Source organism: Streptomyces galbus, from assembly GCF_005280195.1.
Classification (GTDB): Bacteria; Actinomycetota; Actinomycetes; order Streptomycetales; family Streptomycetaceae; genus Streptomyces; species Streptomyces galbus.
Window position 1 is genome coordinate 1 of sequence record NZ_SZPR01000029.1, and the last position, 23,504, is coordinate 23,504.

General features: G+C 71.2%; 17 protein-coding genes and 1 pseudogene. 9 read left to right on the forward strand and 9 right to left on the reverse strand.

What is annotated here, in order from left to right; genetic code table 11:
* The 7 genes and pseudogenes from E4U92_RS30170 to E4U92_RS30200 all read right to left on the reverse strand — a co-directional run.
* Window positions 1–405 (reverse strand): annotated as a pseudogene (locus E4U92_RS30170) (hydroxymethylglutaryl-CoA synthase); the annotation flags it as partial.
* A 3-nt stretch (window positions 406–408) separates the two neighbouring features.
* Complete coding sequence (locus E4U92_RS30175) at window positions 409–1,470, reverse strand: hydroxymethylglutaryl-CoA reductase (RefSeq protein ID WP_137303611.1); 1,062 nt, start codon at window positions 1,468–1,470, stop codon at window positions 409–411.
* Window positions 1,467–2,558: a type 2 isopentenyl-diphosphate Delta-isomerase gene (gene fni / locus E4U92_RS30180; RefSeq protein WP_137303612.1), complete on the reverse strand. Its 1,092-nt coding sequence runs from the start codon at window positions 2,556–2,558 to the stop codon at window positions 1,467–1,469. Before fni ends, E4U92_RS30175 begins: the two co-directional genes overlap by 4 nt.
* Window positions 2,555–3,679, reverse strand: a complete 1,125-nt coding sequence (locus E4U92_RS30185) for a phosphomevalonate kinase (protein WP_137303613.1) — start codon at window positions 3,677–3,679, stop codon at window positions 2,555–2,557. The genes fni and E4U92_RS30185 overlap by 4 nt, the downstream gene beginning before the upstream one ends.
* Window positions 3,676–4,731 carry a diphosphomevalonate decarboxylase gene (gene mvaD / locus E4U92_RS30190; RefSeq protein ID WP_137303614.1) on the reverse strand — a complete coding sequence of 352 codons (1,056 nt, stop codon included), beginning with the start codon at window positions 4,729–4,731 and terminating at the stop codon, window positions 3,676–3,678. Before mvaD ends, E4U92_RS30185 begins: the two co-directional genes overlap by 4 nt.
* Window positions 4,721–5,728 carry a mevalonate kinase gene (gene mvk / locus E4U92_RS30195; protein WP_137303615.1) on the reverse strand — a complete coding sequence of 336 codons (1,008 nt, stop codon included), beginning with the start codon at window positions 5,726–5,728 and terminating at the stop codon, window positions 4,721–4,723. Before mvk ends, mvaD begins: the two co-directional genes overlap by 11 nt.
* 640 nt (window positions 5,729–6,368) lie before the next feature.
* The gene (locus E4U92_RS30200) at window positions 6,369–6,995 is read right to left on the reverse strand and encodes a hypothetical protein (RefSeq protein ID WP_137303616.1); all 627 of its coding nucleotides are present in this window, start codon (window positions 6,993–6,995) and stop codon (window positions 6,369–6,371) included.
* A 410-nt stretch (window positions 6,996–7,405) separates the two neighbouring features.
* Between E4U92_RS30200 and E4U92_RS30205 the strand changes: the two genes are divergently transcribed.
* The 7 genes from E4U92_RS30205 (at window position 7,406) to E4U92_RS30235 (ending at window position 17,255) form a co-directional block, all read left to right on the forward strand.
* Window positions 7,406–9,397 (forward strand): FAD/NAD(P)-binding protein, encoded by a 1,992-nt coding sequence (locus E4U92_RS30205; protein WP_373311756.1) that lies wholly within the window; start codon window positions 7,406–7,408, stop codon window positions 9,395–9,397.
* Window positions 9,398–9,926: 529 nt separating this feature from the next.
* On the forward strand, window positions 9,927–10,670 hold the full coding sequence (locus E4U92_RS30210) for a helix-turn-helix transcriptional regulator (RefSeq protein WP_168725225.1): 744 nt from the start codon (window positions 9,927–9,929) through the stop codon (window positions 10,668–10,670).
* A gap of 39 nt (window positions 10,671–10,709) precedes the next feature.
* Window positions 10,710–11,363, forward strand: coding sequence for an undecaprenyl diphosphate synthase family protein (locus tag E4U92_RS30215; protein WP_137303619.1), 654 nt, complete (start codon window positions 10,710–10,712; stop codon window positions 11,361–11,363).
* Window positions 11,364–11,509: 146 nt separating this feature from the next.
* On the forward strand, window positions 11,510–12,823 hold the full coding sequence (locus E4U92_RS30220; protein WP_137303620.1) for a cation:proton antiporter: 1,314 nt from the start codon (window positions 11,510–11,512) through the stop codon (window positions 12,821–12,823).
* A 102-nt stretch (window positions 12,824–12,925) separates the two neighbouring features.
* Complete coding sequence (locus tag E4U92_RS30225; RefSeq protein WP_137303621.1) at window positions 12,926–13,870, forward strand: aromatic prenyltransferase; 945 nt, start codon at window positions 12,926–12,928, stop codon at window positions 13,868–13,870.
* A gap of 174 nt (window positions 13,871–14,044) precedes the next feature.
* Entirely contained in the window at window positions 14,045–15,565 is a 1,521-nt protein-coding gene (locus E4U92_RS30230; protein ID WP_137303622.1) for an MFS transporter, read from the forward strand.
* 358 nt (window positions 15,566–15,923) lie between these two features.
* The gene (locus E4U92_RS30235) at window positions 15,924–17,255 is read left to right on the forward strand and encodes an MFS transporter (RefSeq protein WP_137303623.1); all 1,332 of its coding nucleotides are present in this window, start codon (window positions 15,924–15,926) and stop codon (window positions 17,253–17,255) included.
* Window positions 17,256–17,330: 75 nt separating this feature from the next.
* Here the strand turns inward: E4U92_RS30235 and E4U92_RS30240 are convergent, their stop codons facing one another.
* Window positions 17,331–18,263, reverse strand: coding sequence for an aromatic prenyltransferase (locus E4U92_RS30240; RefSeq protein WP_137303624.1), 933 nt, complete (start codon window positions 18,261–18,263; stop codon window positions 17,331–17,333).
* A 325-nt stretch (window positions 18,264–18,588) separates the two neighbouring features.
* Here E4U92_RS30240 and E4U92_RS30245 point away from each other — a divergent pair, with 325 nt between their 5' ends.
* Window positions 18,589–20,043, forward strand: coding sequence for a DUF6851 domain-containing protein (locus E4U92_RS30245; RefSeq protein ID WP_137303625.1), 1,455 nt, complete (start codon window positions 18,589–18,591; stop codon window positions 20,041–20,043).
* A gap of 575 nt (window positions 20,044–20,618) precedes the next feature.
* On the opposite strand, the gene E4U92_RS30250 is transcribed toward E4U92_RS30245, so the two are convergent.
* Window positions 20,619–21,896 carry an NAD(P)/FAD-dependent oxidoreductase gene (locus tag E4U92_RS30250; RefSeq protein ID WP_137303626.1) on the reverse strand — a complete coding sequence of 426 codons (1,278 nt, stop codon included), beginning with the start codon at window positions 21,894–21,896 and terminating at the stop codon, window positions 20,619–20,621.
* Between the two features lie 338 nt (window positions 21,897–22,234).
* Here E4U92_RS30250 and E4U92_RS30255 point away from each other — a divergent pair.
* The coding region (locus E4U92_RS30255) for a 2-oxoacid:acceptor oxidoreductase family protein (RefSeq protein WP_174864063.1) at window positions 22,235–23,504 on the forward strand (1,270 nt) is incomplete at its 3' end.

Here is a 23,504-nt window from a genome sequence, read left to right on the forward strand (position 1 = left end):
GACCTGCTGGGCGGGGTCGCGCCGGATCAGGCCGATGGCGAACTGCAGGGCGGCGGTCGCCCCGTAGCAGGCCTGCTTCAGCTCCACGACGCGGGTCGCCGACGGCAGCCCGATGAGGGAGTGGACGTAGATCCCGGCGGACTTGGCCTGGTCGATGGAGGACTCGGTGGCGAAGACGACGGTGCGGATCTTGTCGGTGCCGTGCCGGGCGACGATCGGCGCGGCGGCCGTCGCGCCGAGGGTGACGATGTCCTCGTCGGCGGCGGGCACGCTCATCGACTCCTGGCCGATGCCCAGGTGGTACTTGCCGATCTCGGTGCCGTTGTACGCGGCGAGCGCGGTGTGCGGCAGGACGAACTCACCGGTGGCGAACGACAGATCGTGGATACCGATGGATATGGACATGCCCTATGCACCAACCTTCGCGGTCTTGTTGTCGCGTTCCAACTGGACGTGCGCACGCATCAGTTCGCCCGGGTTCGTCTGGGCCGCGAGGAGGGAGAGCTCCCCGCACAGCACGGTGGCCGCCGCGAGGACGGCCAGGCGGCGGGCGTTCTCCCCGGGCGCGCGGTCGGCCCGGCAGCCCAGCCGGGTCAGGTTCGTCTCGACGAAACCCAGGCCCTTGCCGTTGCCGACCGTGCCGACGATCAGGTTGGGCAGGGTGCAGGCGAAGTACAGGTCGCCGTCGCGGTCCTCGGCCATGACCACGCCCTGGGAGCCCTCGACGATGTTGGCCGCGTCCTGCCCGGTGGCCAGGTAGAAACCGAGCAGCATGTTCGCGAAGTGGGCGTTGGCCGAGCGGATCCCGCCGGCCAGCAGGGTGCCGAGCATGTTCTTGCGGATGTTCAGCTCGACGATCTTGGCCGCGGTGGTGTGCAGGACGTTCTCGACGACGTCCCGCGGCACCAGCAGCTCCGTGACCACGTTCTTGCCGCGGCCCAGGATGCCGTTGATGGCGGTGGCCTTCTTGTCGGTGCAGTAGTTGCCGGAGATCGACCCGTAGGAGATGCCCGGCACCGTCTCCAGGATGTGCTTGAGCAGCACGTCGGAGGCGAGGGTGGCCATGTTGTGGCCGGAGGCGTCCCCGGTGGAGAACTCGAACCGCAGGAACAGCAGGTTGGCGTTGACCTCGTGCCGGATCTCCAGCAGCTGCGCGAAGCGGCTGCAGCCGCGCACCACCTCACGCAGCTCCTCGATGCGCGCCTCGACGGTCCGCGCGGCCGTGTACGCGGTCAGCGCGTCCGTCGCCTCCACCAGCACCGAACGGGTCATCCGCTCGTCCACCAGGGTGGCCACGATGCCCTTCTCGGCCAGCCGGGAGACCTTCGCGCCGCGGGCCACCGACGGCCACAGCGGCGACTCGTAGGTGGCCAGCGGGACCTGCGTCTCGGTCTGGGCGACGTTCCCGGAGATGCGCAGGGGTCCCACCCAGCGCATCGGAACCCCGGCAATGGCGTGTGTCTCGGTCATCGTGTGCTTCCCGTCGTCTCGCGGTGGGCCTCGGCGGAGCTGGTGCGCCGGGCGAGCGGCCCCGTCTCGATGCCGCGCTCGGCACAGAAGGACCGGAGGGATCCCTGGATCAGCAGGTCACAGCGGGTCAGGTCGGCGGGGGTGCGCGCGCCGAGCATCGTCTGGAGTGCCGCCAGTTGGTCGAGCCAGGTGGTGAGCTGCCCGATCAGCGCGTCCACGCCGCCGTCGAGCAGGGTGCGCAGGAAACCGCCGGAGGCGCCGACGCCCTTGGCGCCCAGGGCGAGGGCACGGGCGACGTCGAGCGGGTTGCGGACACCGCCCGAGGCCAGCAGCGGCAGGTCCACGCCCTGCGCGTCCAGCAGGCAGGCGGGCGCGGACTGGCCCCAGCCGTGCAGGAAGGCGTACTCGCCCAGCTCCCGGCGGCCGTTCTCGATACGGGCGAAGTCCGTGCCGCCGCGGCCGCTGACGTCCGCGACGCTCACCCCGAGGTCCTTGACGGCGAGGACCGTCTGCCGGCTCAGGCCGTTGCCGACCTCCTTGAGGATGACGGGGACGTCGACGGCCGACGCGATCTTCTCGATCTGCCCCGGCCAGTGGGAGAACTCCCGGTCGCCCTCCGGCATCGCCGTCTCCTGGGCGGTGTTGACGTGGATCTGGAGGGCGTCGGCGCGGATCAGCTCGATGGCACGCCACACGTTGTCCACGGTGGCGTTCGCGTTGACGTTCGCGATGACGAACCCGTCCGGGTTCTCCTTGCGCAGCACGCTGAAGGTGTCCGCGCAGGAAGGGTCCTTGAAGTAGGCGTTCATCGACCCCGACGCGATCGGGACGCCCGTCTCGCGGGCGGCGATCGCCAGGTCCCGGTTGATGATGCCGGTCTTGGCGCTGCCGCCGGTCATCGCGTTGATGTAGATCGGCACCGGCCAGGAGACACCGGCGAAGGCCGTCGCCAGCGACACGTCCTGCCGGTCGATGCCGACCAGGGCGTGGTGGACGAACGTCACCTCGTCGAACTGGTTGACCCCGCGGGGGCCGTCCTGCTGCTCGATGGCGAGCCGGACGTGGTCGTCCTTGCGTTGAGCGCTCATTCCTCGATCCCTTCCAGGGCGGGACGGACGGACAGGGGCAGCACCCCGGCCGCAGCCCACCGTTGCCCTACTTCTGAGATGTCCCGTTGTGCCCCGGCGTCCAGCAGGGCGATACCGCAGTCACCGCCGCCCGCCCCGGAGGGCTTGGCCGCGCCGCCGGCCTGTTCGGCGGCGTCGCACAGGCGGTTCAGCTTGGTCGTGAAGATGCCGAGCCCGACCTCGTCGTCGAGCCGGGCCAGCTCGGCGCGGGCGCGGCGGATCTGGTGCAGCAGGTCCTCGTCGTCGCCCGACTCCAGCGCGGCCGCCGCGGCGCCCACGAAGTCCCGGCTGGTCTCGACGAACCTCCGGTGCGAGGCGCTGCCCCGCCAGCTGCGGCGGTGCAGGTCGGAGACGAGGGACGCGGTGGACACGGGCTCCCCGGTCCAGCCGACCTGCAGCGTCAGGTTCTTCGGTGCCGGCAGCGGGCGCACCTCGTGACCCGGCCACGGCGCGCGCAGCGTCCGGTCGACGCCCAGGCGCCGCTCCAGGTCGAGCACGAAGGCACGGTCGGGCGCCCGGTAGGCGATCCAGCCGCCCCAGGTGCTGGCGGCGAGGTCGCCGCCGGAGCCCTTGGGGTCCAGGCGGGCCGTGGCGATCAGGGCCAGCCGGTAGCGTTCGCCGGCCGTCAGCTCCAGGCCGCCCAGGGCCGCGACGGCCGCGACGGTCGCCACCGTCACCGCGCCGCTGGAGCCCAGCCCGTACTTCTTGCCGTTGTCGTGGAGCCGGCTGCTGACCGACACGCTCAGCGTGGGCAGGGACAGTCCGCGTTCGGTCAGCAGCCGGCCCACGGTCTCGATCGCCGACACCACGTGGGCCAGCGCGCCGCGCAGCCGCGGGTCCTGGGCGCCGCTGGGCACCAGCCGGTCCCCGTGCAGGCGCCAGGGCACGGCCTGCGGGCCCAGGTCGGTGGAGATCACCACGGCGGGAGCACCCGGTCCGGGGTCGGTGGCGGTGGCGGTGACGGTGATGTACCGGTCGACGGCGACCAGGATCGCCGGGTTGCCCGGGTCCACCACCGCGTACTCGCCGGCGACGAACAGCTTGCCCGGCGCGTGCCGGACCACCGTGCGCGGCGCGCTCACCGCCCGTCCTCGTCCGACAGGCGGGCGCCGGGGCCCGGCCCGGCGACCAGCACCGTGCTGTCCGGTGCGGCGTCGCGGACGGCGTCGGCGACGCGCTGGGCGTCCGCGCGCGGGCACAGCACCTTCACGTTGGGCCCGGCGTCCATGGTGGCGTAGGCCGCGATCCCGGCCTGCCGCAGCTGCAGCACCCGGTCGAGGACGGTGACCGTGGCGGGCGACAGGTAGCGCACCGCGGGGCGCGCCGCCAGCATCGTGGCGTGCATGCCGAGCGCGTTGCGCTCCGCGATCTCACCCACGGCCGTCAGGTCGCCGCGCCCCAGCGCCGCCCGCATCTCCACCAGGTCGTCCTTGCTGGAGGCGGCCCACGGCCGGTACAGCGGCGAGGTGTCGACGGTGCGGCGCATGGCCTCCCGGCTGGAGACCGGCTTGGGCCCGGCGTTGACGACGGCGATGACCAGCGCCGGGTCGAGGGCGGCGGTCGGCACCGGCTCGGCGTAGGAGCCGGCGTCGGCGTCCGCGTCGGTGCCGTGCTCGGGGCCGGCGTGCCAGACGGCGAAGCCGCCGAAGAGGGACCGGGACGCCGAGCCGGAGCCGCGCCGCGCCAGCCGGGACAGTGCGGTGGCGTCCAGGTCGAGCCCGTAGGCGGCGGCCGCGGCGACGGCGAGGGCGGCGAAACCGCTGGCGGAGGAGGCCAGTCCGGCTCCCGTGGGGACGGTGTTGCGGGTGTCCACCACGGCCCGCTCGGTGCGCCCGGCCGACTGCCGCACCAGGTCGAGGAAGGCGGTGATGCGGCGGCCCGTCTCACCCTCGGCGGCCCGGCCGTTGAGGGTCACCTCGTCGGGGCCGGCACCGGCGGCGAGCCGGACGCTGGTGGTCGTCGGGAAGACGTCCAGCGTCATCGACAGGCTGTCCGTCACCGGAAGGATCAGGCGTTCGTCGCGCTTGCCCCAGTACTTGATGAGCGCGATGTTCGGGTGCGCGACCGCGGTCGCGGAGCCGGGGGAGTCCTGCTCCTGCGGGCGGAGCACAGCGGTCGGGTGGTCATGACGCATGATTGCCGAACCCCTTCAGCGGTACGACCCAGGTCTGTACGGCACCGGCCTCGTGGAGGCGCCGGGTGACCTCCCGGGCCTGCTCGGGCCTGGCCAGTGCGATCACGCAGCCGCCCAGCCCGCCGCCGGTGATCTTGGCGCCGAGGCTGCCGGCGCCGTGTGCGGCGTCGACGAGGGCCTCGATGCCGTCGGTGCTGAGACCGGCCGCCCGCAGCAGCGCGTGGAAGTCGGTCAGCCGGGCGCCCAGTTCCTCGGGCCGGCCCTCGGCGAGGTCCCGGCGGGCCGCCTCGGTCAGTTCCGTGGCCCGGCGGACGAACGCCTCCTGGGCGCCGGGCCGGCGGGCGAACCCGTTCCGCAGCAGCTCGACCGCTTCCCGGGTGCTGCCCAGCTCGCCGCTGTCGGCGACGATGAACAGGCCGTCGCAGCCGAGCTTCAGTTCCTCGGTCCGCCCCGCCTGGAACAGCAGCGGGCGGGCCGCGCCGACGGTACGGGCGTCGACGCCGCTGGCCCGGCCGTGCGCCATGTTCTCGGCGGTCTGCACCAGGTCGAACGCCGCGTCCTCGGACAGTTCACGGCCGAAGAGGTCGGCGAGGGCGAAGGCGATCGCCCGCGAACTCGCCGCGCTGGAGCCCAGGCCCCGGCCGTGCGGGATGGCGCCGTCGAGGATCACGTCGATGTGCGGCCTGCCGGACACGCCCGTTCTCGCCATGAACTCCGCGGTCAGCCGGCGCAGGCCGTCGGAGGCCTGCGTCACCATCGCCCGGGAGGGAGAACCGGTCATCGTGTAGGACAGGTCGTCCTGGTCGTCGGAGGTGCGGGTGGACCATCCGGCGCTTGCCGTGACCGTGAGCTGCGGAATCGGAAGAGCGAGCGCCGGAGCTCCGTAGACGACAGCGTGCTCCCCCAGCAGGATGGCCTTGGCGTGAGAGTGGCCGATGCCGACGGAGCGGGCCCGATGGCTTCGTGTTACCCCCTCCGCTGAGGTCGGTAGAGTCAACGCTCTCAGCTCCCTTTGTCTCTTGTGCGGTCTGCTGCGCGCGTGAGTCGCAGTCCGGGGACGGGAAGTGACGCAAGGTCAGGTGGTGCGGGGCGTCAGGCCGGCGCGCGCACCGGGGCGGACACGGGCGCAGGACGGACGCGGTGCGTCGGGTGGCGTGCGTGTGTCGACCGGTGCACGGAGCCAGGAGCTTCATCGGCCGGAATGCGACACGGGGCATCCGGGCGAGTGATCGGTCCGGTGCGGTGGAAAGGGGGGTGTCGTACGCGCTGAATGGCGCCGGTACGGCACGCGATCCGCTGCCTTTCGCAATCATCCGCTGCTGTGCAGCGATTTCGGGCAGCGGAGACGTGGGTAAATAGTGACACGGGGTCCGACGCCCCGCCAACACCGCCGAAAGTGATGTGGGTCACTTTTTTCCGTGCCAGGTGTGTATTCCATGAACCTATTCCCGCAATGCAGTCAGCCGCGGCTGCCGGAGCAGCCGCGGCGGGCAGTTCGAACGGGGGAGCGGGCAGTCAATGCCGGCGCTGAAGAGCGGTCTCCGCCCGTTCTTCGATGTCGAACTCCGAGCGCCTGTGCGGCGCACCGTAAAGGGTGATCTTCCCGCGGCGGACGAGCCCGTGACGCCAAGGCCCGATCACGCGTTGACGTCCTCTCGCTGCCGTTCCATGAGTTTCCGCAGAATGAGCCACTCGTGCATCGCCCATGAATGTCCGTAGGAGCAGGTGATGCTCCTGCCGCCGGCCCGCCCGCCCTGCGGGGACGCACTGATCGTCCCCGGGCAGTTGTCCACCACGCACTGCCTGATCAGCGTCTGCAGCGGGCTCGGCTCGGGGTCGATGGTCCTGCGCAGTTCGGCGACCAACTCGTCGATCTCGTCCGCGAAGTCGGCCGCCGGCGGCTGGCCGGCCAGCCATCCCAGATGACTGGTCAGGAACCGCACCAGGGCCGGCACGGTACGCGTCGGAGCGGGGATGCCGAGCTCTTCCGCCACCATTTTCGACCAGGACTCCAGAACGACCAGAATGTTCTGGCGGGCGTCGAGCACGGAGATGTCCAGGTAGTCCCTCCTGCGGCTGCCGGAAACCTTGGTGGGATTGGTCCGCCGGCCCATCGGCGACGCCTGGTGCAGGCATTCCTGATGCAGCGCGGGCAGCACCCGCAGATGGCGTTCCACGACCTTGACGCAAGGCACGCACAGGAGGGACCCGATGGCGGCACGGCTTTCCTGGGCGTGACTTCTCGGGCATGCCTGAGACTTCATCGAAGCTCCTTCACGAGGCGTCTCGCCCCCACGATCGCTGTACATCGCATCGATATCCCGTGCCGATGGCGACAGCCGGCCTGCTGTTTCCGTCCGTCCCCCGGGAAGCGGCTGCCGGCCGCACCCCCCGGGCGAACACTTCTATTACCGGCCCGGCGACTCGAGTCCCGATACAGCCTCGTTCGCGACCCGCTGACGCCCCTTTGTGCCTGCCTTTCTCAAGTTCTTTTCGACCGCGGGCCGAGCAGTCGTCGAGCGGCTGCGCCGACGGTGGCGGAAAAGGAGGAACTGTGGACGGTACGCACGGAGACGCACGCGCAGCCCGCGTCGGGCTCCCCGCAGGACCGCCCCGGAGGGCGGCCGCCCGGTCGTCCGGAGCCGTCGCGCCGGCCCACCTGGAGGTGTGCCTCGTGGGCGCCGGCCCCCGGGGCCTGTCCGTCCTGGAACGGCTGTGCGCGCAGGAGGGCAAGTCGCCCCGCTGGGACACCGTCACCGTGCACGTCGTCGACCCCGACCCGCCCGGCGCGGGCCGGGTGTGGCGCCCCACGCAGTCCCGGCACCTGCTGATGAACACCGTCGCCTGCCAGGTCACGGTCTTCACCGACGCCAGCGTCGAGATCGACGGCCCGCTGCAGGAGGGACCCAGCCTGTACCAGTGGGCCAAGGCCCTGGAGGCGGGCGCCCTCGAACCGGGCCCGGACGGCCCCCACGACGACGAGACCGTCGCCGAGGCCCGCGCGCTCGGCCCGGACTCCTACCCCACCCGCGCCCTGTACGGCGCCTATCTGACCTGGGCGTTCCAGCGGGTCGTCGCGGGCGCCGCCGCCCACGTGAGCGTGCGCACCCACCCGGTGCGGGCCGTCGCCCTGACCGACGCCGACCCCGCGGACCGGCACACCGGGCCCCAGACCGTCGTCCTGGCGGACGGCACCCGGCTGACCGGCCTGTCCGCCGTCGTCCTCGCCCAGGGCCACGTACCGACACGGCCCACCGCCACCGAACACGAGCTGGCGGGCTTCGCCGACCGGCACGGCCTGACCTACGTGCCGCCCGCCAACCCCGCCGACGTGGACCTGTCGGCCATCCGGCCCGGCGAGAGCGTGCTGCTGCGCGGACTGGGGCTGAACTTCTTCGACTACATGGCGCTGTTCACCCGTGGCCGCGGCGGTGTCTTCACCCGTGTCGACGGCCGCATGGTCTACCGGCCCTCGGGCCGCGAGCCGCGCCTGTACGCCGGCTCCCGGCGCGGCGTGCCCTACCAGGCGCGCGGCGAGAACGAGAAGGGCGCCCACGGCCGTCACGTCCCCCGCCTGCTGACCGCCGGGTACATCGCCGGCCTGCGCGCCCGCGACCCCCGCGGCGGGGCCGTCGACTTCGCCGCCGACCTGTGGCCGCTGATCTCCAAGGAGGTGTGCGCCGTCTACTACGCGGCGCTGCTCACCGCACGCGGTGCGGACGGCGCGGCCGTGCGGGAGTTCACCGAGCGCTACCTTCAGGCCGAGCCCGGCCCGGCCGAGGACCGCCTGCTGGACGCGTTCGGGGTCGGGGCCGCCGAACGCTGGGACTGGGACCGCCTCGCCCGCCCCTACGGCTACCGGGTCTTCGAGGACCTGGCCGCGTTCCGCACGTGGCTGCGCGGCCACCTCGACGACGACGTGCGCCTGGCCCGGCAGGGCAACGTCAGCGGACCGGTCAAGGCCGCCCTGGACGTCCTGCGCGACCTGCGCAACGAGATACGGCTCGCCGTCGACCACGCCGGCCTGACCGCCGACTCCCACCGCGACGACCTGGACGGCTGGTACACACCGCTCAACGCCTACCTGTCCATCGGCCCGCCCGCCTCCCGCATCGAGGAGATGGCCGCGCTCATCGACGCGGGCGTCCTCGACGTCACCGGCCCCGGCCTGCGCGTCGGCACCGACCCCCGCGACCCGCTCGGCCCCTGCTTCACCGGTGTCTCCAGCCACATACCGCACGTGCGGGTGCGCGCCACCGTCCTGATCGAGGCCCGGCTGCCCGAGATCGACCTGCGCCGCACCGCCGACCCGCTGCTGCGACGCCTGCTGCGCACCGGGCAGTGCCGCCCGTACCGCATCCCCGGCACCGGCCGCAGCGGCACCGGCCACGAGACCGGGGGACTGGCCGTCACGGAGCGGCCCTACCACCTGATCGACGCCCGCGGCACGGCCCACCCGCGCCGTTTCGCCTTCGGCGTGCCCACCGAGTCCGTGCACTGGGTCACCGCCGCCGGCATCCGCCCCGGCGTCGGCTCGGTCACCCTGGAGGACTCCGACGCCATCGCCGCCGCGGTCCTGGCCCTGCCCCCGGCGACGACCCGGCGCCGCCCCCACGCCGTCGAGGACGGCACGGCTGCCCTCGCGGCACTCACCGTCGAGCCGTAGTCAACTGGCCTGCCGTCCCTGTCGGTTGGGCTTGTCGCAGCGGTCCGATCCTGGCAGCAGCGCGCTACAGAACCGCTCGCACGACGGTGGTGCACCCCACCCTTCGCACCGGTGTGCGGCTACCGTCTGCGCCACCTGAACGCACGTACACGGAGCGGCAGTTGGTGTGATCCACGTCACTTCTGGGCGGCCTTGGCGTGCGGCCCCCGACCGTGTCACTATTTCGGCACGCCCACCCTGCCCAAAATCAGTCACATGGCGGGGAAGTGAGCGCCCTGTTCCAGCCATGGCGGCAGGGCCGGGCTCCGGGACCGCTCGCAGCCGCCCGTCCGACGGCGCAGCAGATGTCTCCCTCCGGGCACGCGCCGGCTCCGCCGCCGATGCCCGCGCCCGTCGCACCGAACCGGAAGACCAGGCGCCCCCGTCCGGGCCCGGCCGGCCCCCGCGCCCGCCGGCCCCGTCGATCGGCGCAGCGACCCTTCGAGCCCTCTGGCTCTGGCACCGGCCACATCGCCATCAGGAGCCCTTCATGGAGCACCTAGTGCAGCATGCCGTCACCACGATCCGCGAACGGTTCTGGGAACCGCTGAGCCTCGACGAGCTGGCGCGCAGCGCGATGGTCAGCAAGTACTACTTCCTGCGGGTGTTCACCCGGGTCACCGGCGTCACCCCGGGACGGTTCCTGTGCGCGGTGCGGCTCCAGGAGGCCAAGCGGCTGCTGCTGAGCACCTCGCTGACGGTCACCGACATCGCCGTACGCGTCGGATACAGCAGCACGGGCAGCTTCACCCGCCGCTTCACCGAACTGGTGGGGGTGTCGCCGACGCACTACCGCAAGCTCTCGCTGGAGACACCCGGCGAGCCGCGGGAGCCCGCGCCGGCCCCGGCGGCCCCGCCCGCCCCCGTCCGGTGCGCCGGCACGGTGACGGGGATCCTGCACACCGAACACCGGGTGCTGACGCCCGTGCGCGTCGGCGCCTTCGACACCCCCGTGCTCCAGGGCACGCCCGCCTCGTGGAGCCACGTCTCCTCACCGGGGCGGTTCACGCTCGCCCGCGTCCCCGAGGGCACCTGGTACATCCACGCGGTGGCCCAGGCCCGAGGCGGCACCACCGGCACCGCTCCCGCCGCGCTGACCGCGACCGCGGGCCCGGTGGCGGTGAGGGGCGACACCGTCCACCGCCTCGACATCACCCTTTGCCCGCCGGACTGGACCCGGCCACCGATCCTCTCCGCCCTGATGGACCTCGCCCCGCAGCCGACGGCGGCCTGATCCGGCCGAACGCCTGCACGCACTCTCAAGGAGATCACAGTGACCACCCTGATGCTGTTGCCGGACGGAATGCGCCGCTGGTCCCTGGCGCACGGCGTCTCCCTCGACGACGGTTACGCGGCGATGGGGGACAAGCTCATCGAGTTCATGGGCTGGGCCAAGGAGGCGGGCGTCACGACGCTCTACGTCACGGCGTCCTCCGCCGCCAACCACAGCCGTCCCGAGGCCGCGGTCAACACGTTCATGACCGCGTTCAACGACGTGGTGCGGCGCGTGTACGACTCCTGCCGCTTCGACTTCTCCGGGTCGCTGGACCTGGTGGACGCCCCCTACCTGGCGGAGCTGGAGGAGCTGCGGGACAAGTCGGCCCAGAACGCGGGCTTCACCCTGCACTACATCCTCGGCATGTCCCTCACGCACGAGGTCATCGGCATCTTCAACAAGCTCAACGGCAAGATCCCGGAGTTGACCGAGGAGATCCTGCTCGAGAACGCCTACGTCCCGACCCACGTCGACTACCTCATCCGCACCGGCGGCGCGATCCGCATGTCGTCGTTCTTCCCGCTGATGTCCCCCTACGCCGAACTGCACTTCTCTCCGTGCCTGTTCCCCGACATGACGCGAGCCGACTTCGACGCCGCCCTGGAGGACCTGCGCGGGCGCGAGCGGCGCTTCGGCGGCTATCCGGTCTGAGCCCCCCGGCCCCGACCGGGCGGTCACTTCCCGGGGACCCCCGGTGATCCCGTCAGGCGGTCACCGGGGGTCCCCCCTCTCGTCCCGTCTTCCCCGACCCCCCTTGAGGCTGCTGCCCGGGCCGGATCCTTCTCCACGGAGACCTCATGGACACCCATCAGACCACCTCACTCCTCTTCGGCCTCGCGGCCATCGTGCTGCTGGCCCGTGTGCTCGGCATGCTGGCCCGGCGGCTCAACCAGCCGGCGGTGATCGGCGAGGTCCTCGCCGGCATCGCGCTGGGCCCGACCCTCTTCCACGGCGCGATCTCCGACGCCCTGTTCCCGGCGGACATCCGGCCCCTGCTCAGCGCGCTGGCCGCGGTCGGTGTCGTGGTGTTCATGTTCCTCGTCGGCCTGGAGTGGGACGCGGGCATGATCCGCGGCAGCGGAAGCCTCGCCGCGTCCGTGTCGTTCAGCTCCATCCTGCTGCCCTTCGGCCTCGGTGCCGCGCTGGCGCTGTACCTGATGGACGACTACGGCACCGACGACCGGACGGCGTTCATGCTCTTCATGGGCATCGCCATGTCCATCACGGCGTTCCCGGTGCTGGCCCGTATCCTCACCGACCGGGGCATGACGCGCACCCCGCTCGGTGTGGTGGCCCTGGCCTGCGCCTCCATCGACGACGTCCTCGCCTGGTCCCTGCTCGCCGCCGTCGTCGCCATCAGCGGCTCCGCCGGCCCCGAGCAGTGGCACCTCCTGCTCGCCGTGCCCTACCTGCTGGGCATGTTCTTCGTCGTACGGCCGCTGCTCCAGCGGTACGTGGCGCGGCGGCCCTCCCACCAGCTCACCCCGACCGTGTTCGCGAGCGTCCTGGTGGGGCTGCTGGTGTCGGCCGCCGTCACCGAGTGGGTGGGCCTGCACTACATCTTCGGCGCGTTCCTGTTCGGCGTGATCCTCCCGCGGACCGGCAGCGAGCGGGTACGCCACGCGGTGCAGGAGCGCCTGAGCCACCTCAGCGGCACCCTGCTGCTGCCGGTGTTCTTCCTGGTCGCCGGTCTCAAGGTGGACCTGTCCGGGCTGGACACGGGCGGGCTGGGCGCGCTCGGGCTGATCCTGCTCGTGGCCGTCGGAGGCAAGTTCACCGGGGCGTTCGCCGCGGCCCGGCTGAACCGGATGCCGCTGCGGCAGTCCGCCGCGCTGGCGACCCTGATGAACACCCGCGGCCTGACCGAGCTGATCGTGCTGAACGTGGGTCTGCAACTGGGCTTCCTCAGCCGGGACCTGTACTCGCTCATGGTCGTCATGGCCGTGGTCACGACCGCGATGGCGGGCCCGCTGCTGAGCTGGATCATGGGCCGTTCCCAGGACACCGGCCACTCCCAGGACACCGGCCTCCCTCACCCGGCCGGCCTGCCCGAGCCCGCCTCCCAGCCCGCCTCCGGGACCGCGGCGAACACCGCCCGCACGGCCGCCTGAGCCGGACCGCTCCCTGTCACCAGTGGCTTTCTAGCGGATCTCAAGTGCCCTCCCGCTACCCTTTGTTGAGCAACGAGTGCGGGAATCCTTTGAGATCAACGGATGACGCAGACTATTGGAGTGCTGATGTCCCAAGATGCTGAGGCAGTAAAGCTGTGCTCGGCTCTCGAGGAAACGTCCCGACTTGTGGGCGCTTCTTTCTCACGTGACCGCGTCTGGCCGATTCTGGACGCTTTTCGTGAGGCACTGCTCCCGGACGGGGCGATCATCTTCAGTGCGCAGATAAACGCCGGTGAGGTCGGCGAACTCGAATACACGGTCCAGGTCTCCCCGGGGTCCGAAGGCCCCTACACCCGGGCCCTCGCCCATGGCCTCCTCCCGCGGACCGACCACCCCGTCGGCAGCCTGCTGTCGGACCTCCAGGAGCGGGTCACCGTCGAGGACTGGTTCATCGACGGTGACATCACCAGCGGCTTCAAGAAGGTGTACGCGCAGTTCCCCGGCAGCCTCCAGAAGGTGTCGCAGCTCGCCGAGCTGCCCTCCATGCCGCGCTCCGTGGCCGACAACGCCGACCTGTTCGCGCGTCACGGCCTGACGGAAGTGGCACTGGTCGGCGTCAATTACCAGCGCAAGTCCGTGAATCTCTACTTCCAGCTCCCCGGCGATGTCCTCGGACATCTCGACCCCGAGGTGATCCGGTCCTTGCTGCGCGAGATAGGACTGCCCGATCCGGACGAGAAGATGCTGGCATACGCCTGCACGGCCTACCGGGTCTATGTCACGCTCACCTGGGACTCCTCGGAGATCCACCGGATCTCCTTCGCTCCCATGCCGTCCCCCGGCCTGGACCCGTCGGCACTCCCGGCCAGGCTGGATCCGGAACTCGAGCAGTTCCTGAAGAATTCCCCGTACACCTACAGCGGTGAGCGCATCAACGCCTCGGCGGCCAAGTGGTCGCCCGCCGGCGACCACCTCGACCTCGCGGTGTACCACCAGATCCCCTCTCGCCTGCTGACGGTGTTCACCTCGAACGCCGTGGCTGCTTGACGTCCCATCCGAGTCACCCCCCCACCGCGGTGCAGGCCCGGCACACGCCCCGCCGGCCCGCTCCGCGCCGACTCCCGGTCCGACCCGCTCGGCCGTCATGTCACGGGCGGGACACCACGTCCCGCCCCCGGGTGACGTTTTCAAGTCCGTCCGCTGGAACACAAGGAGATGATCATGGCAACAGAGAGCGCAGCCGTCGCGGCTGGGCCGAGCTCGGGGGCGGCCGCGGACGCAAGGCGGCGCTGGCTGATCGGGGCATTGATCTGCACGGCGTACCTCATGATCGGCCTCGACCTGACCGTCATGAACGTCGCGCTCCCCTCCGCCCAGGAGGCGCTGGACTTCAGCAACTCCGACCGGCAGTGGGTCGTCACCGCGTACGCGCTGCCCTTCGGTGGCCTGATGCTGTTCTGCGGGCGGCTGTCCGACCTGATCGGCCGTAAGCAGACCTTCCTGATCGGTCTGCTCGGCTTCGCCGTCGCCTCCGCCATCGGCGGCGCCGCGAACAACTTCGAGATGCTGGTGACGGCCCGTGCCCTGCAGGGCGCCTTCGCCGCGATGCTCTCGCCCGTCTGCATGGCCCTGCTGACCACCACCTTCACCGACCCCAAGGAGCGGGCCAAGGCATTCGGCATCTTCAGCGGTGTCGTCGCCAGCGGCTCGGGCCTCGGCCTGATCATCGGCGGTGCGCTGACCACCGGCCTGAGCTGGCGCTGGTGCATGTACGTCAACCTGTTCCTGGCCGGCATCGCCCTCGTCGGCGGCCTGGTGCTGCTCCAGGCCCAGCCGCGCACCGGCGCCCGGATGGACATCCCGGGTGTGGTCCTCGCCTCCGGCGGCATGTTCAGCGTCGTCCTCGGCTTCTCCAACGCCCACAACGGCTGGAGCGAGAGCTCGACGTGGGGCTTCATCGTCCTGGGCGCCGTCCTGCTGATCGCCTTCTCGGCCTGGCAGACGCGCGCCGCGCACCCGCTGCTGCCGCCGCGGATCGTCATCGACCGCACCCGCGGCGCCGCCTACTTCACCGTGCTGCTCGTCGGCGCCGGCCTCTTCGGCATCCTGCTGTTCCTGGTCTACTACATGCAGACCAACCTGGGTTACTCGGCGATCACCTCGGGCTGCGCCCTGCTGCCGATGATCGCGCTCACTCCGGTGGGCACCAGCGTGGGCGCCATCAAGCTGCTGCCCAAGTACGGCCCCCGGCCGCTGATCGCCGGCGGTCTGCTGGTCACCGCGGTCGGCATGGCCCTGCTGACCCGGATCGACGAGAACTCCGGCTACGCCACCCACCTGCTCCTGCCGCTGCTGCTGGTCGGCATGGGCATGGGCCTGATCTACGGCGCGGCGCTGAGCACCGGCACCTTCGGTGTGGCCCCGCAGGAGGCCGGTATCGCCTCCGCGGTCATCAGCACCGGCCAGCAGCTCGGCGGTGCGGTCGGCGCCGCCCTGCTCAACACGATCGCCGCCACCACCGCCACCGACTGGCTCGCCGGCCACGTCCAGGGCAAGCCGACGGCGCAGCAGCTCGGCCTCGCCTCCATCCACGGCGACATCCGGGTCTTCTGGTGGTGCACCGCCATCTTCGCCGTCGGCGCGGTCGTCGCCGCCGTGATGCTGCCCGGTGGCCCGCTGCCCGCCCCGGCGGGCGCGCCCGCCGAGCAGAAGTCCGGGAAGACGGAACCCGCGCCTTCCTGACGACGCGTCGCACCCGGACCCGACGGTCCGGCGGCCGGCGCCGCCCCGGGAGATCCCCAGGGCGGCGCCGGCCGTTTTTTTGGTCATCCCCCTCGAACACCCGCCCGACCCACAACCGCCGGACCCGCACGTCCCGGCGCACACCGAGCGGGAGAGGTGTCCGAGGAATGCCGGGTCCACCCGACCCGGCCGGCTCTCGGCGCCGGCCGGCGCCCCCACCCGAGTGCCGCGCGGCGCCGCGCGCCCGCGCCTTCTCCCCGTACCTTCGCACGGAAAGGGTCCGTCCGTGACCACGCAATCCCCGACCACGGATGGCTCGGCACAGCTGAGTCCCCAACAGTTCATCGACAGCGGCCCGATGAGCCGCCGCCAGTGGCTCATCGTGACGGTGGGGCTGCTCACGATGGTCGCCGAAGGGCTCGACGCCATCGTGGCCGCGTTCGTCTACCCCAAGCTCGAGAAGCAGTGGGGGACCGCTGACCGGGCGATCACCGCCACGGTGACACTGAGCGTGCTGGCGATGGTCGTCGGCGGCGCCGCCGTCGGCCCGCTCGCCGACCGCTACGGCCGCAAGGGCGTCACGGTCACCGGTCTCACCGTCTTCAGCCTCGGCACGGCCGCCATGGCACTCACCGACGGCATCGGCGCCTTCGCGGGCCTGCGGATCGTGGCCTGCCTGGGTCTCGGCGCGGTCCTGCCGACGATGATGGCCCTCGTCGCGGACTGGACTCCCGCCCGGCGCAGGGGCCAGATGGTCGCGCTGGCCTTCGCCGGCGTGACGGCCGGTACGACCCTCGGCGGAATCCTGTCCTCCACCATCATCCCGGCGTTCGGCTGGCCCACGCTGCTGGCCGTGTGCGGGCTCGCCCCGCTCCTGCTGGCCCCCGTGGTCATCCGGTGCGTCCCGGAGTCCGTGAGCGTCCTCGCGTCCCGCGGCCGCCCCGTGGCGGAGATACGCGCGGCCCTGGCGACCGCCGCCCCGGACCAGGACCTGGCCCAGGTGGCCCTGGACCGCGCCGCCGAGCCCCGGCCCCGGCGCCGGGCCGCGTCCCGCGCCGTGCTGTCCGGGGGCACGGCCAGGACCACCGTGCTGCTGTGGCTGTGCTTCCTCGTGGGACTGGGCGCCGTGGCCCTGATCCTCAGTTACCTGCCCCTGCTCGCCGAACGGATGGGCCTGTCCTCCGCCCAGTCCGGCGCGGCCGTGGCGCTGTTCGGCTGGGGCGGACTGGTGGGACAGCTGTCGGTGTCCTTCGTCCTCAAGCGCCACGACCGCTTCCAGGTGCTGATCGCGCTGTGGGCGCTGGCCGTCGCCGCGCTCGCCGCGGCGGCCGCGTGGACCGGGCAGTTCGCCGCACTGCTCGCCGGGGCGTTCGTCCTCGGCCTGTGCCTGCCGGCGTCCAACTCCGCGCTGCAGGTGATCGCCGCGGTCGCCTACCCGCCCTCGGCACGGGCCACGGGCATCAGCTGGGCGAACAGCGTCGGCAAGCTGGGACCCGTCATCGGCGGTCTGCTCGGCGGCCTCATGGTCGACGCGGGCTGGAGCCTGGGCACGGTCCTGACCGTGCTCGCCGCCCCCGTCGCCCTGTGCCTCCTGGCCGCCCGCGCGCTCAAGGCCCGCAGCCAGGAACCCCGGCCCGAACCGCACACGCCGGCCCGGCCCCTGTCCGTGCCCGCAGCCGAGCAGGCGTGACCGAACACCACGGCCGCCGGCCACCCACAACAGGACCCCGCCCGGTCACGGGCGGGGTCCTGGGAGCGCCGTACGTTACGCGCCGGAGCCGGAGGGGGACGCCTCACCGGGGCCGAGCAGCCCCTTGCCCTCCACCGAGCCCGCACTGATCTGGTAGTACGTCTGGAGCTTGAAGTACTCCCCGCCGGCGTACGAGGCCACGTTGTACAGGCCCTTGCCGGCGGACTTGTAGGTGTAGGGGGCGTTCCTCGCGAACTTCTCGATCCTCGGCTCGACGTCGAAGCGCGCCGGCAGCTCCTGGAAGTCCGGCAGCAGCGAGGCGAAGGTGATCCGCTGGATGCCGGGCTTGTCCCAGCTCAGCGTGGTGTAGATACCGCCCGACTGCGCGACGTGCTGGAGCATCTTCTCGCTCGGCTCCGGCAGCCCGATGTCACGCAGCATCGCCCGGACCGTCTCCGGCTGGTAGCACTCCGCGGCCGCGCCGAGGAAGTAGACGTTGACCGTCCGGCTCGGGTAGTCGATCCCGACCATGCTCAGCTTGTCTTCCAGGCCGTACCGGGCGTAGAAGTCGAAGTTCTCGCCCAGGCTGCGCGCCATGGACGGGACCTCGGCGAGGTCGGACAGCTTCTGGAGGTTGTCCACCGGGAAGAACGTCCAGGTCTTCTTGAAACCGCCGACCAGCCCGAAGTCGGCGCCGTGGCAGGGAATCGGGAAACGCTCCTCGAGGTCCGCCAGCAGCGAGCCCACGGGGTGGTCCGTCTTCTCGATCAGACCGCTCGACACGGCATGCGCGTACGGGTCGAAGCCCTGCGGGAACGCGGTGAAGCGGCAGTCGAGGTCGCTGGTGTCCCGGGTCGCCACCCGAAAAGCGATGACAGCCTCCGGAAGGAATTCCGCGTACGCGTTCAGGATGGGCCAGACCTTGTCGCGAGAGGGGGTGATGTCCAGCAGCCCCGCTGTCTCCTCCATGACGGAGTAAAGACTCTCCAGCTGCTCTGTCCCGGTCATTCGTCGTCCTCCAGTGTCCATCTCGATGTCGATGCGAATCGGGGCAGATCATTGGCACTACGGATGGGAGGCGAATCGTCCGGATGGGCCGCACCAGCACCATGAAAAGCGTGCCCCTTGCTCGCCGCTCCCTGGAAGCATTGACGCCCGGGGCGCGGCCTGTCAAGTTATTGACTCATCTTGTCTGTTGACATCCGCACCGCCCGGAAGGCATAGCGAATCTCGACCGCATCTCAAGCGGCGGGAGATATCCTCCAGGAGGGTAGTGCGGGCTATTTCCGGACGGGGTTCACGCAGCCCCGTTCTCAAGAAAAGGACTTTATCCATGACGACGTCCGGCCATTCTGCCGTGGCACCGGCCGCCCCGAAGATCGAGTTCGACTTCGACAACGGAAACTTCATCCGAGACCTCATCACCACCAACGGCGGCGGAGGCTTTCCCCCCGCGGAGGCCATCGCCCCCGGGGACACCTCCATCTACACCTGGATCACGTTCCTGTTCCAGGTGTCGTGGTTCGATGCGCTGGCCCCCTACCACCCGACCGCGGTCGGCGTGTACTCCCGCATCGACCGCCGCCCCGCCGAGGAGTCGGCCACCAACCGCAACAAGAACATCGCCGGCCTGCACGCCTCCTACCAGGTCGTGAAGGTCGCCTTCGCCGAGCGCGCACCGGTCATGCGGATGGCGATGCAGGCCATCGGCCTCAACCCCGACGACGAGTCCGAGGACCCCACCACGCCCGTCGGCATCGGCAACATCGCCGGCAAGGCCGTCGTCGCCGCCCGCCTGCACGACGGCATGAACCACCTCGGCGACAAGGGCCGCACCTACAACGGCCGCCCCTACGCCGACTACACCGGCTACACGCCGGTGAACACCGCCTACGAGCTGCGTGACCCCTCACGCTGGCAGCCCGCGCTCGGACCGCACCAGCGCCGCGTCGGCGGAGGCCCCGGCGACAAGGGCGTCTTCACCGTGCAGCAGTTCGCCACCCCGCAGCTGCGGCTGGTCCAGCCCGTCACCTTCACCGACCCCGCCGACCTCGAACTGGCCGCGCCCGACCACCTCGACCACACCGACGCCGAGGCGTACAAGCGGGCGGCCGACGAGGTCCTCCAGGCATCTGCCCAGCTCACCGACGAGCAGAAGGTGAAGGCCGAGTTCTTCGAGCACTCCCCGGTCTCCCTCACCTGGGCGCCGCGCGCCGCGGCCCTCGCCCACGAACTGGACCTGGACGGCTGGGCGCAGCTGTTCATCACCACCTCCCTGGCACGGTTCGACAACCTGATCGCCGTCTGGCACCACAAGCACGGCTACGACGCCGTACGGCCCTTCAGCGCGATCCGGCACGTGTACGGCAGCACCCCGGTCACCGCCTGGGGCGGCCCCGGCAAGGGCACCGTCACCGACATCCCCGCCGACGAGTGGAGCAGCTACCTGCCCGCGGGGAACCACCCCGAGTACCCCTCCGCCTTCACCACCCTGTGCTCGGCGCAGGCACAGGCGGCCCGGCGCTACCTCGGCGACGACGTCCTGGACTGGACGCACGCCTTCCCCGCCGGCTCGGCCCAGACCGAGCCGGGCCTCGTGCCCGCCGGCGACCTCAAGCTCAGCTGGGAGACCTGGACCGACTTCGTCGACGACTGCGCCCACAGCCGGGTATGGGCGGGCGTGGCCTTCCGGGAGACCGCCGAGCGCTCCATCCCGTTCGGCGCCCAGTTCGGCGACCGCGCCCACGAGTTCATCCAGCGGCACATCAACGGCGACGTCGAGTCCTGACGACGCCCCGGGCCCGGCGGCTCCCCCCGGCCGCCGGGCCCACCTGTGCGTGTGAGACGGCCACCCCCCGAGGTGGCCCCGCAAGGCGTCGCGCCCGCGCCCGCCCGTCACCTTCATCCCCGTTGACGGGCGGGCGCGGGCGCTTCGCTCTGCGTGCCCCCGGCGCACCCCGGCACCCCGCGCCCCGCCCTGTCACGCGAGCCAGGCCGCTTCGTCTCCTCACGGAGCGACGCGGCACGGCCCCCGGCACGGCCAGCCGCAGCGCCCGCCCCGGCCAGGGCCTTCCTGTCGGCCGAGGCCACCCGCGTCCCCGCGGACGCGTCCCCGCGGACGCCCTGCGCCCGACCCGCGTACGGCCCGCGTACGGCCCGCGTACGGCAGGGCGGCCACGCCGGGCCGTACCCCCGCCGATCCGCTGCCCGGGGACCCCTGCCCTGACCCTGACCCTGCCCGGACCTGCACCACCCCGTGGAGCCCCGGCCCGGCTACGCCGCCGGCGCGGCCACGCAAACGTGCGGTGCGGCGGCCTCCGGGAGAGGAGGCCGCCGCACCGCACGCTCGGATCGTTCCCGCCGTCAGCCGGCCGTGGCCGGGGGAGTGGCATCGGCGACCAGGTCGTCGAGCTCCAGCTCGAACAGGCCGCCGGCCTTCCCGCTGAGCCCGGAGACCAGCTTGACGAAGTCGACCTCCGCGTCGTTCTTCTTCTCCGGGTCGATGACGTCCTGGGCCATGTTGAAGTAGAAGCCCTTGGTCTTGGACCGGTCGTAGAAGCCCTCGACGAACTGACGGATGTCGTGGAAGAACGCCTGGTAGGCGGCGGAGTACCGGTCCAGCGCCTTCTCCTCGATCTCCGGGTGCCGCAGGACCTTGTCGACGACCTTGGACAGCGTGCTGGCCGCCAGGGTGGCGAGCGCGACACCGGTGGAGAACAGCGGGTCGACGAAGGCCGCGGCGTCACCGACCAGCACCCAGCCGTTGCCGTGGAACCGGTCCTGGGTGTACGACCAGTCGCGCGCGGAGCGGTAGCCCGCGGCCGGGGTCGCGTCCCGCAGCAGGTCCTTGAGCTTGGTGGTGGTGGCCAGCTCGGACACGAAGAGGTCCTCGAGGGCCTTGTCGGAGGCGGTGGCGACCTCGGAGCGCGTCACGTAGCCGACGCTGAAGACACCCTTGTCGATCGGGATGCCCCAGAACCAGCCGTCAGCGGTGCCCTCGATGAGGATGTTGCTCCACTCGTCGCCCGGCAGGCGGTGGCAGTTGTCGAAGTACGTCCACACCGCGACGTTGCGCAGCTGCTCGTTCCAGTTGACCTCGGTGTACTTGCGGCCGACGACCCGGGCCTGGCCGGAGGCGTCGATGACCATGCGGCCGCGGGCCTCACGCGTGCCGTTGAGACCGCGCAGGGCGTAGCGGACGCCGACGACACGGCCGTCCTCCTCGATGGTGTCCTTCACCGTCGCGTCCTCCACGACGAAGGCCCCCAGCTCGCGGGCCCGGTCGAGGATCAGCGCGTCGAGGTCGGCACGGCGGGTGTGGAAAGCGTAGGGGATACGACCGCCCGTGGTGAACGAGAAGTTCCACGGGACCTCGTTGTTGCCCCAGACCAGAGTTCCGCCGTACTTCCGCTCGAATCCCTTGGCCTCCATGCGCTCCACGAGGCCGAGTTCCTCCATCGGCACCATCACACCCGGAATGAGGGACTCCCCGATGTGATAGCGCGGGAACCGCTCACGGTCCAGCACGAGAACCCGGTGTCCGCGCTTGGCGAGAAGCCCCGCGGCGGTCGCACCGGCGGGCCCGCCGCCGATGACGATGACGTCGAAATCGTCAGAAAACCCGAACAGAGTGGACGACATGCGAGACCTTCCCCAGTTCCGACTCGATGGGCACTCGCGAGTCGCGTGAAGAATTCCTTCGCTCTCGCCGAGCGCGTTCACGGACCAGCGTGCAGAGAACGCACCGGCGATGTCATCGCCGATATTGCTCAGCGCGAATTACAGCCGTTCTGTTGCGCGAGCCCGGCTCGACCACACGGGATCAAGGACGACAAGCGCCGGCAGCCGATCGAGGCCAAGCAAGACACGGCGGCAACCCAAGTGCATCTCTAACAGACCCCGTTAGTCTCCGTCCGCAGAGCCACGACTCACCCGGCACGCCATCGACAAGCGCCGGACTGACAGGAGCTGACGCACGTATGTCTGTGGAAACCACTGCGCCGCCGGAGACGGGGGAGGCGACGAAGAGTGTTCGCCGTCTGGATCGGGTGGTCATCAGGTTCGCGGGGGACTCCGGTGACGGCATGCAGCTCACCGGTGACCGTTTCACGTCGGAGACGGCGTCCTTCGGGAACGATCTGTCCACGCTCCCCAACTTCCCCGCCGAGATCCGCGCCCCCGCCGGCACCCTCCCCGGCGTCTCCTCGTTCCAGCTGCACTTCGCCGACCACGACATCCTGACCCCCGGGGACGCGCCGAACGTCCTGGTCGCCATGAACCCCGCGGCGCTGAAGGCGAACATCGCCGATGTGCCGCGCGGCGCCGAGGTCATCGTGAACACGGACGAGTTCACCAAGCGGGCGATGCAGAAGGTCGGCTACGCGGTCTCGCCGCTGGAGGACGGCTCGCTGGACGGCTACCACGTGCACCCGGTGCCGCTGACGACGCTGACGGTGGAGGCGCTGAAGGACTTCGGGCTGAGCCGCAAGGAGGCCGAGCGCAGCAAGAACATGTTCGCGCTGGGTCTGCTGTCGTGGATGTACCACCGGCCGACGGAGGGAACGGAGAGGTTCCTGCGGACGAAGTTCGCGAAGAAGCCGGCCATCGCGGAGGCGAACATCGCGGCCTTTCGCGCGGGCTGGAACTTCGGTGAGACGACGGAGGACTTCGCGGTCTCCTACGAGGTGGCGCCGGCCGCGCAGGCGTTCCCGGTGGGTACCTACCGCAACATCTCCGGCAACCTGGCGCTGGCGTACGGGCTGGTCACCGCCTCGCGTCAGGCGGACCTGCCGCTGTTTTTGGGCTCGTACCCGATCACCCCGGCCTCGGACATCCTGCACGAGCTGAGCCGGCACAAGAACTTCGGTGTGCGCACGTTCCAGGCGGAGGACGAGATCGCGGGGATCGGTGCGGCGCTGGGGGCGGCGTTCGGCGGTTCGCTGGCGGTGACGACGACGTCGGGGCCGGGTGTGGCGCTGAAGTCGGAGACGATCGGCCTGGCGGTGTCGCTGGAGCTGCCGCTGCTGATCGTGGACATCCAGCGCGGCGGGCCCTCCACGGGGCTGCCGACCAAGACGGAGCAGGCGGACCTGCTGCAGGCGATGTACGGCCGCAACGGTGAGGCCCCGGTCCCGGTGGTGGCGCCGAGGACCCCGGCCGACTGCTTCGACGCGGCCCTGGAGGCCGCCCGCATCGCCCTGGCCTACCGCACCCCGGTCTTCCTCCTCTCCGACGGCTACCTCGCCAACG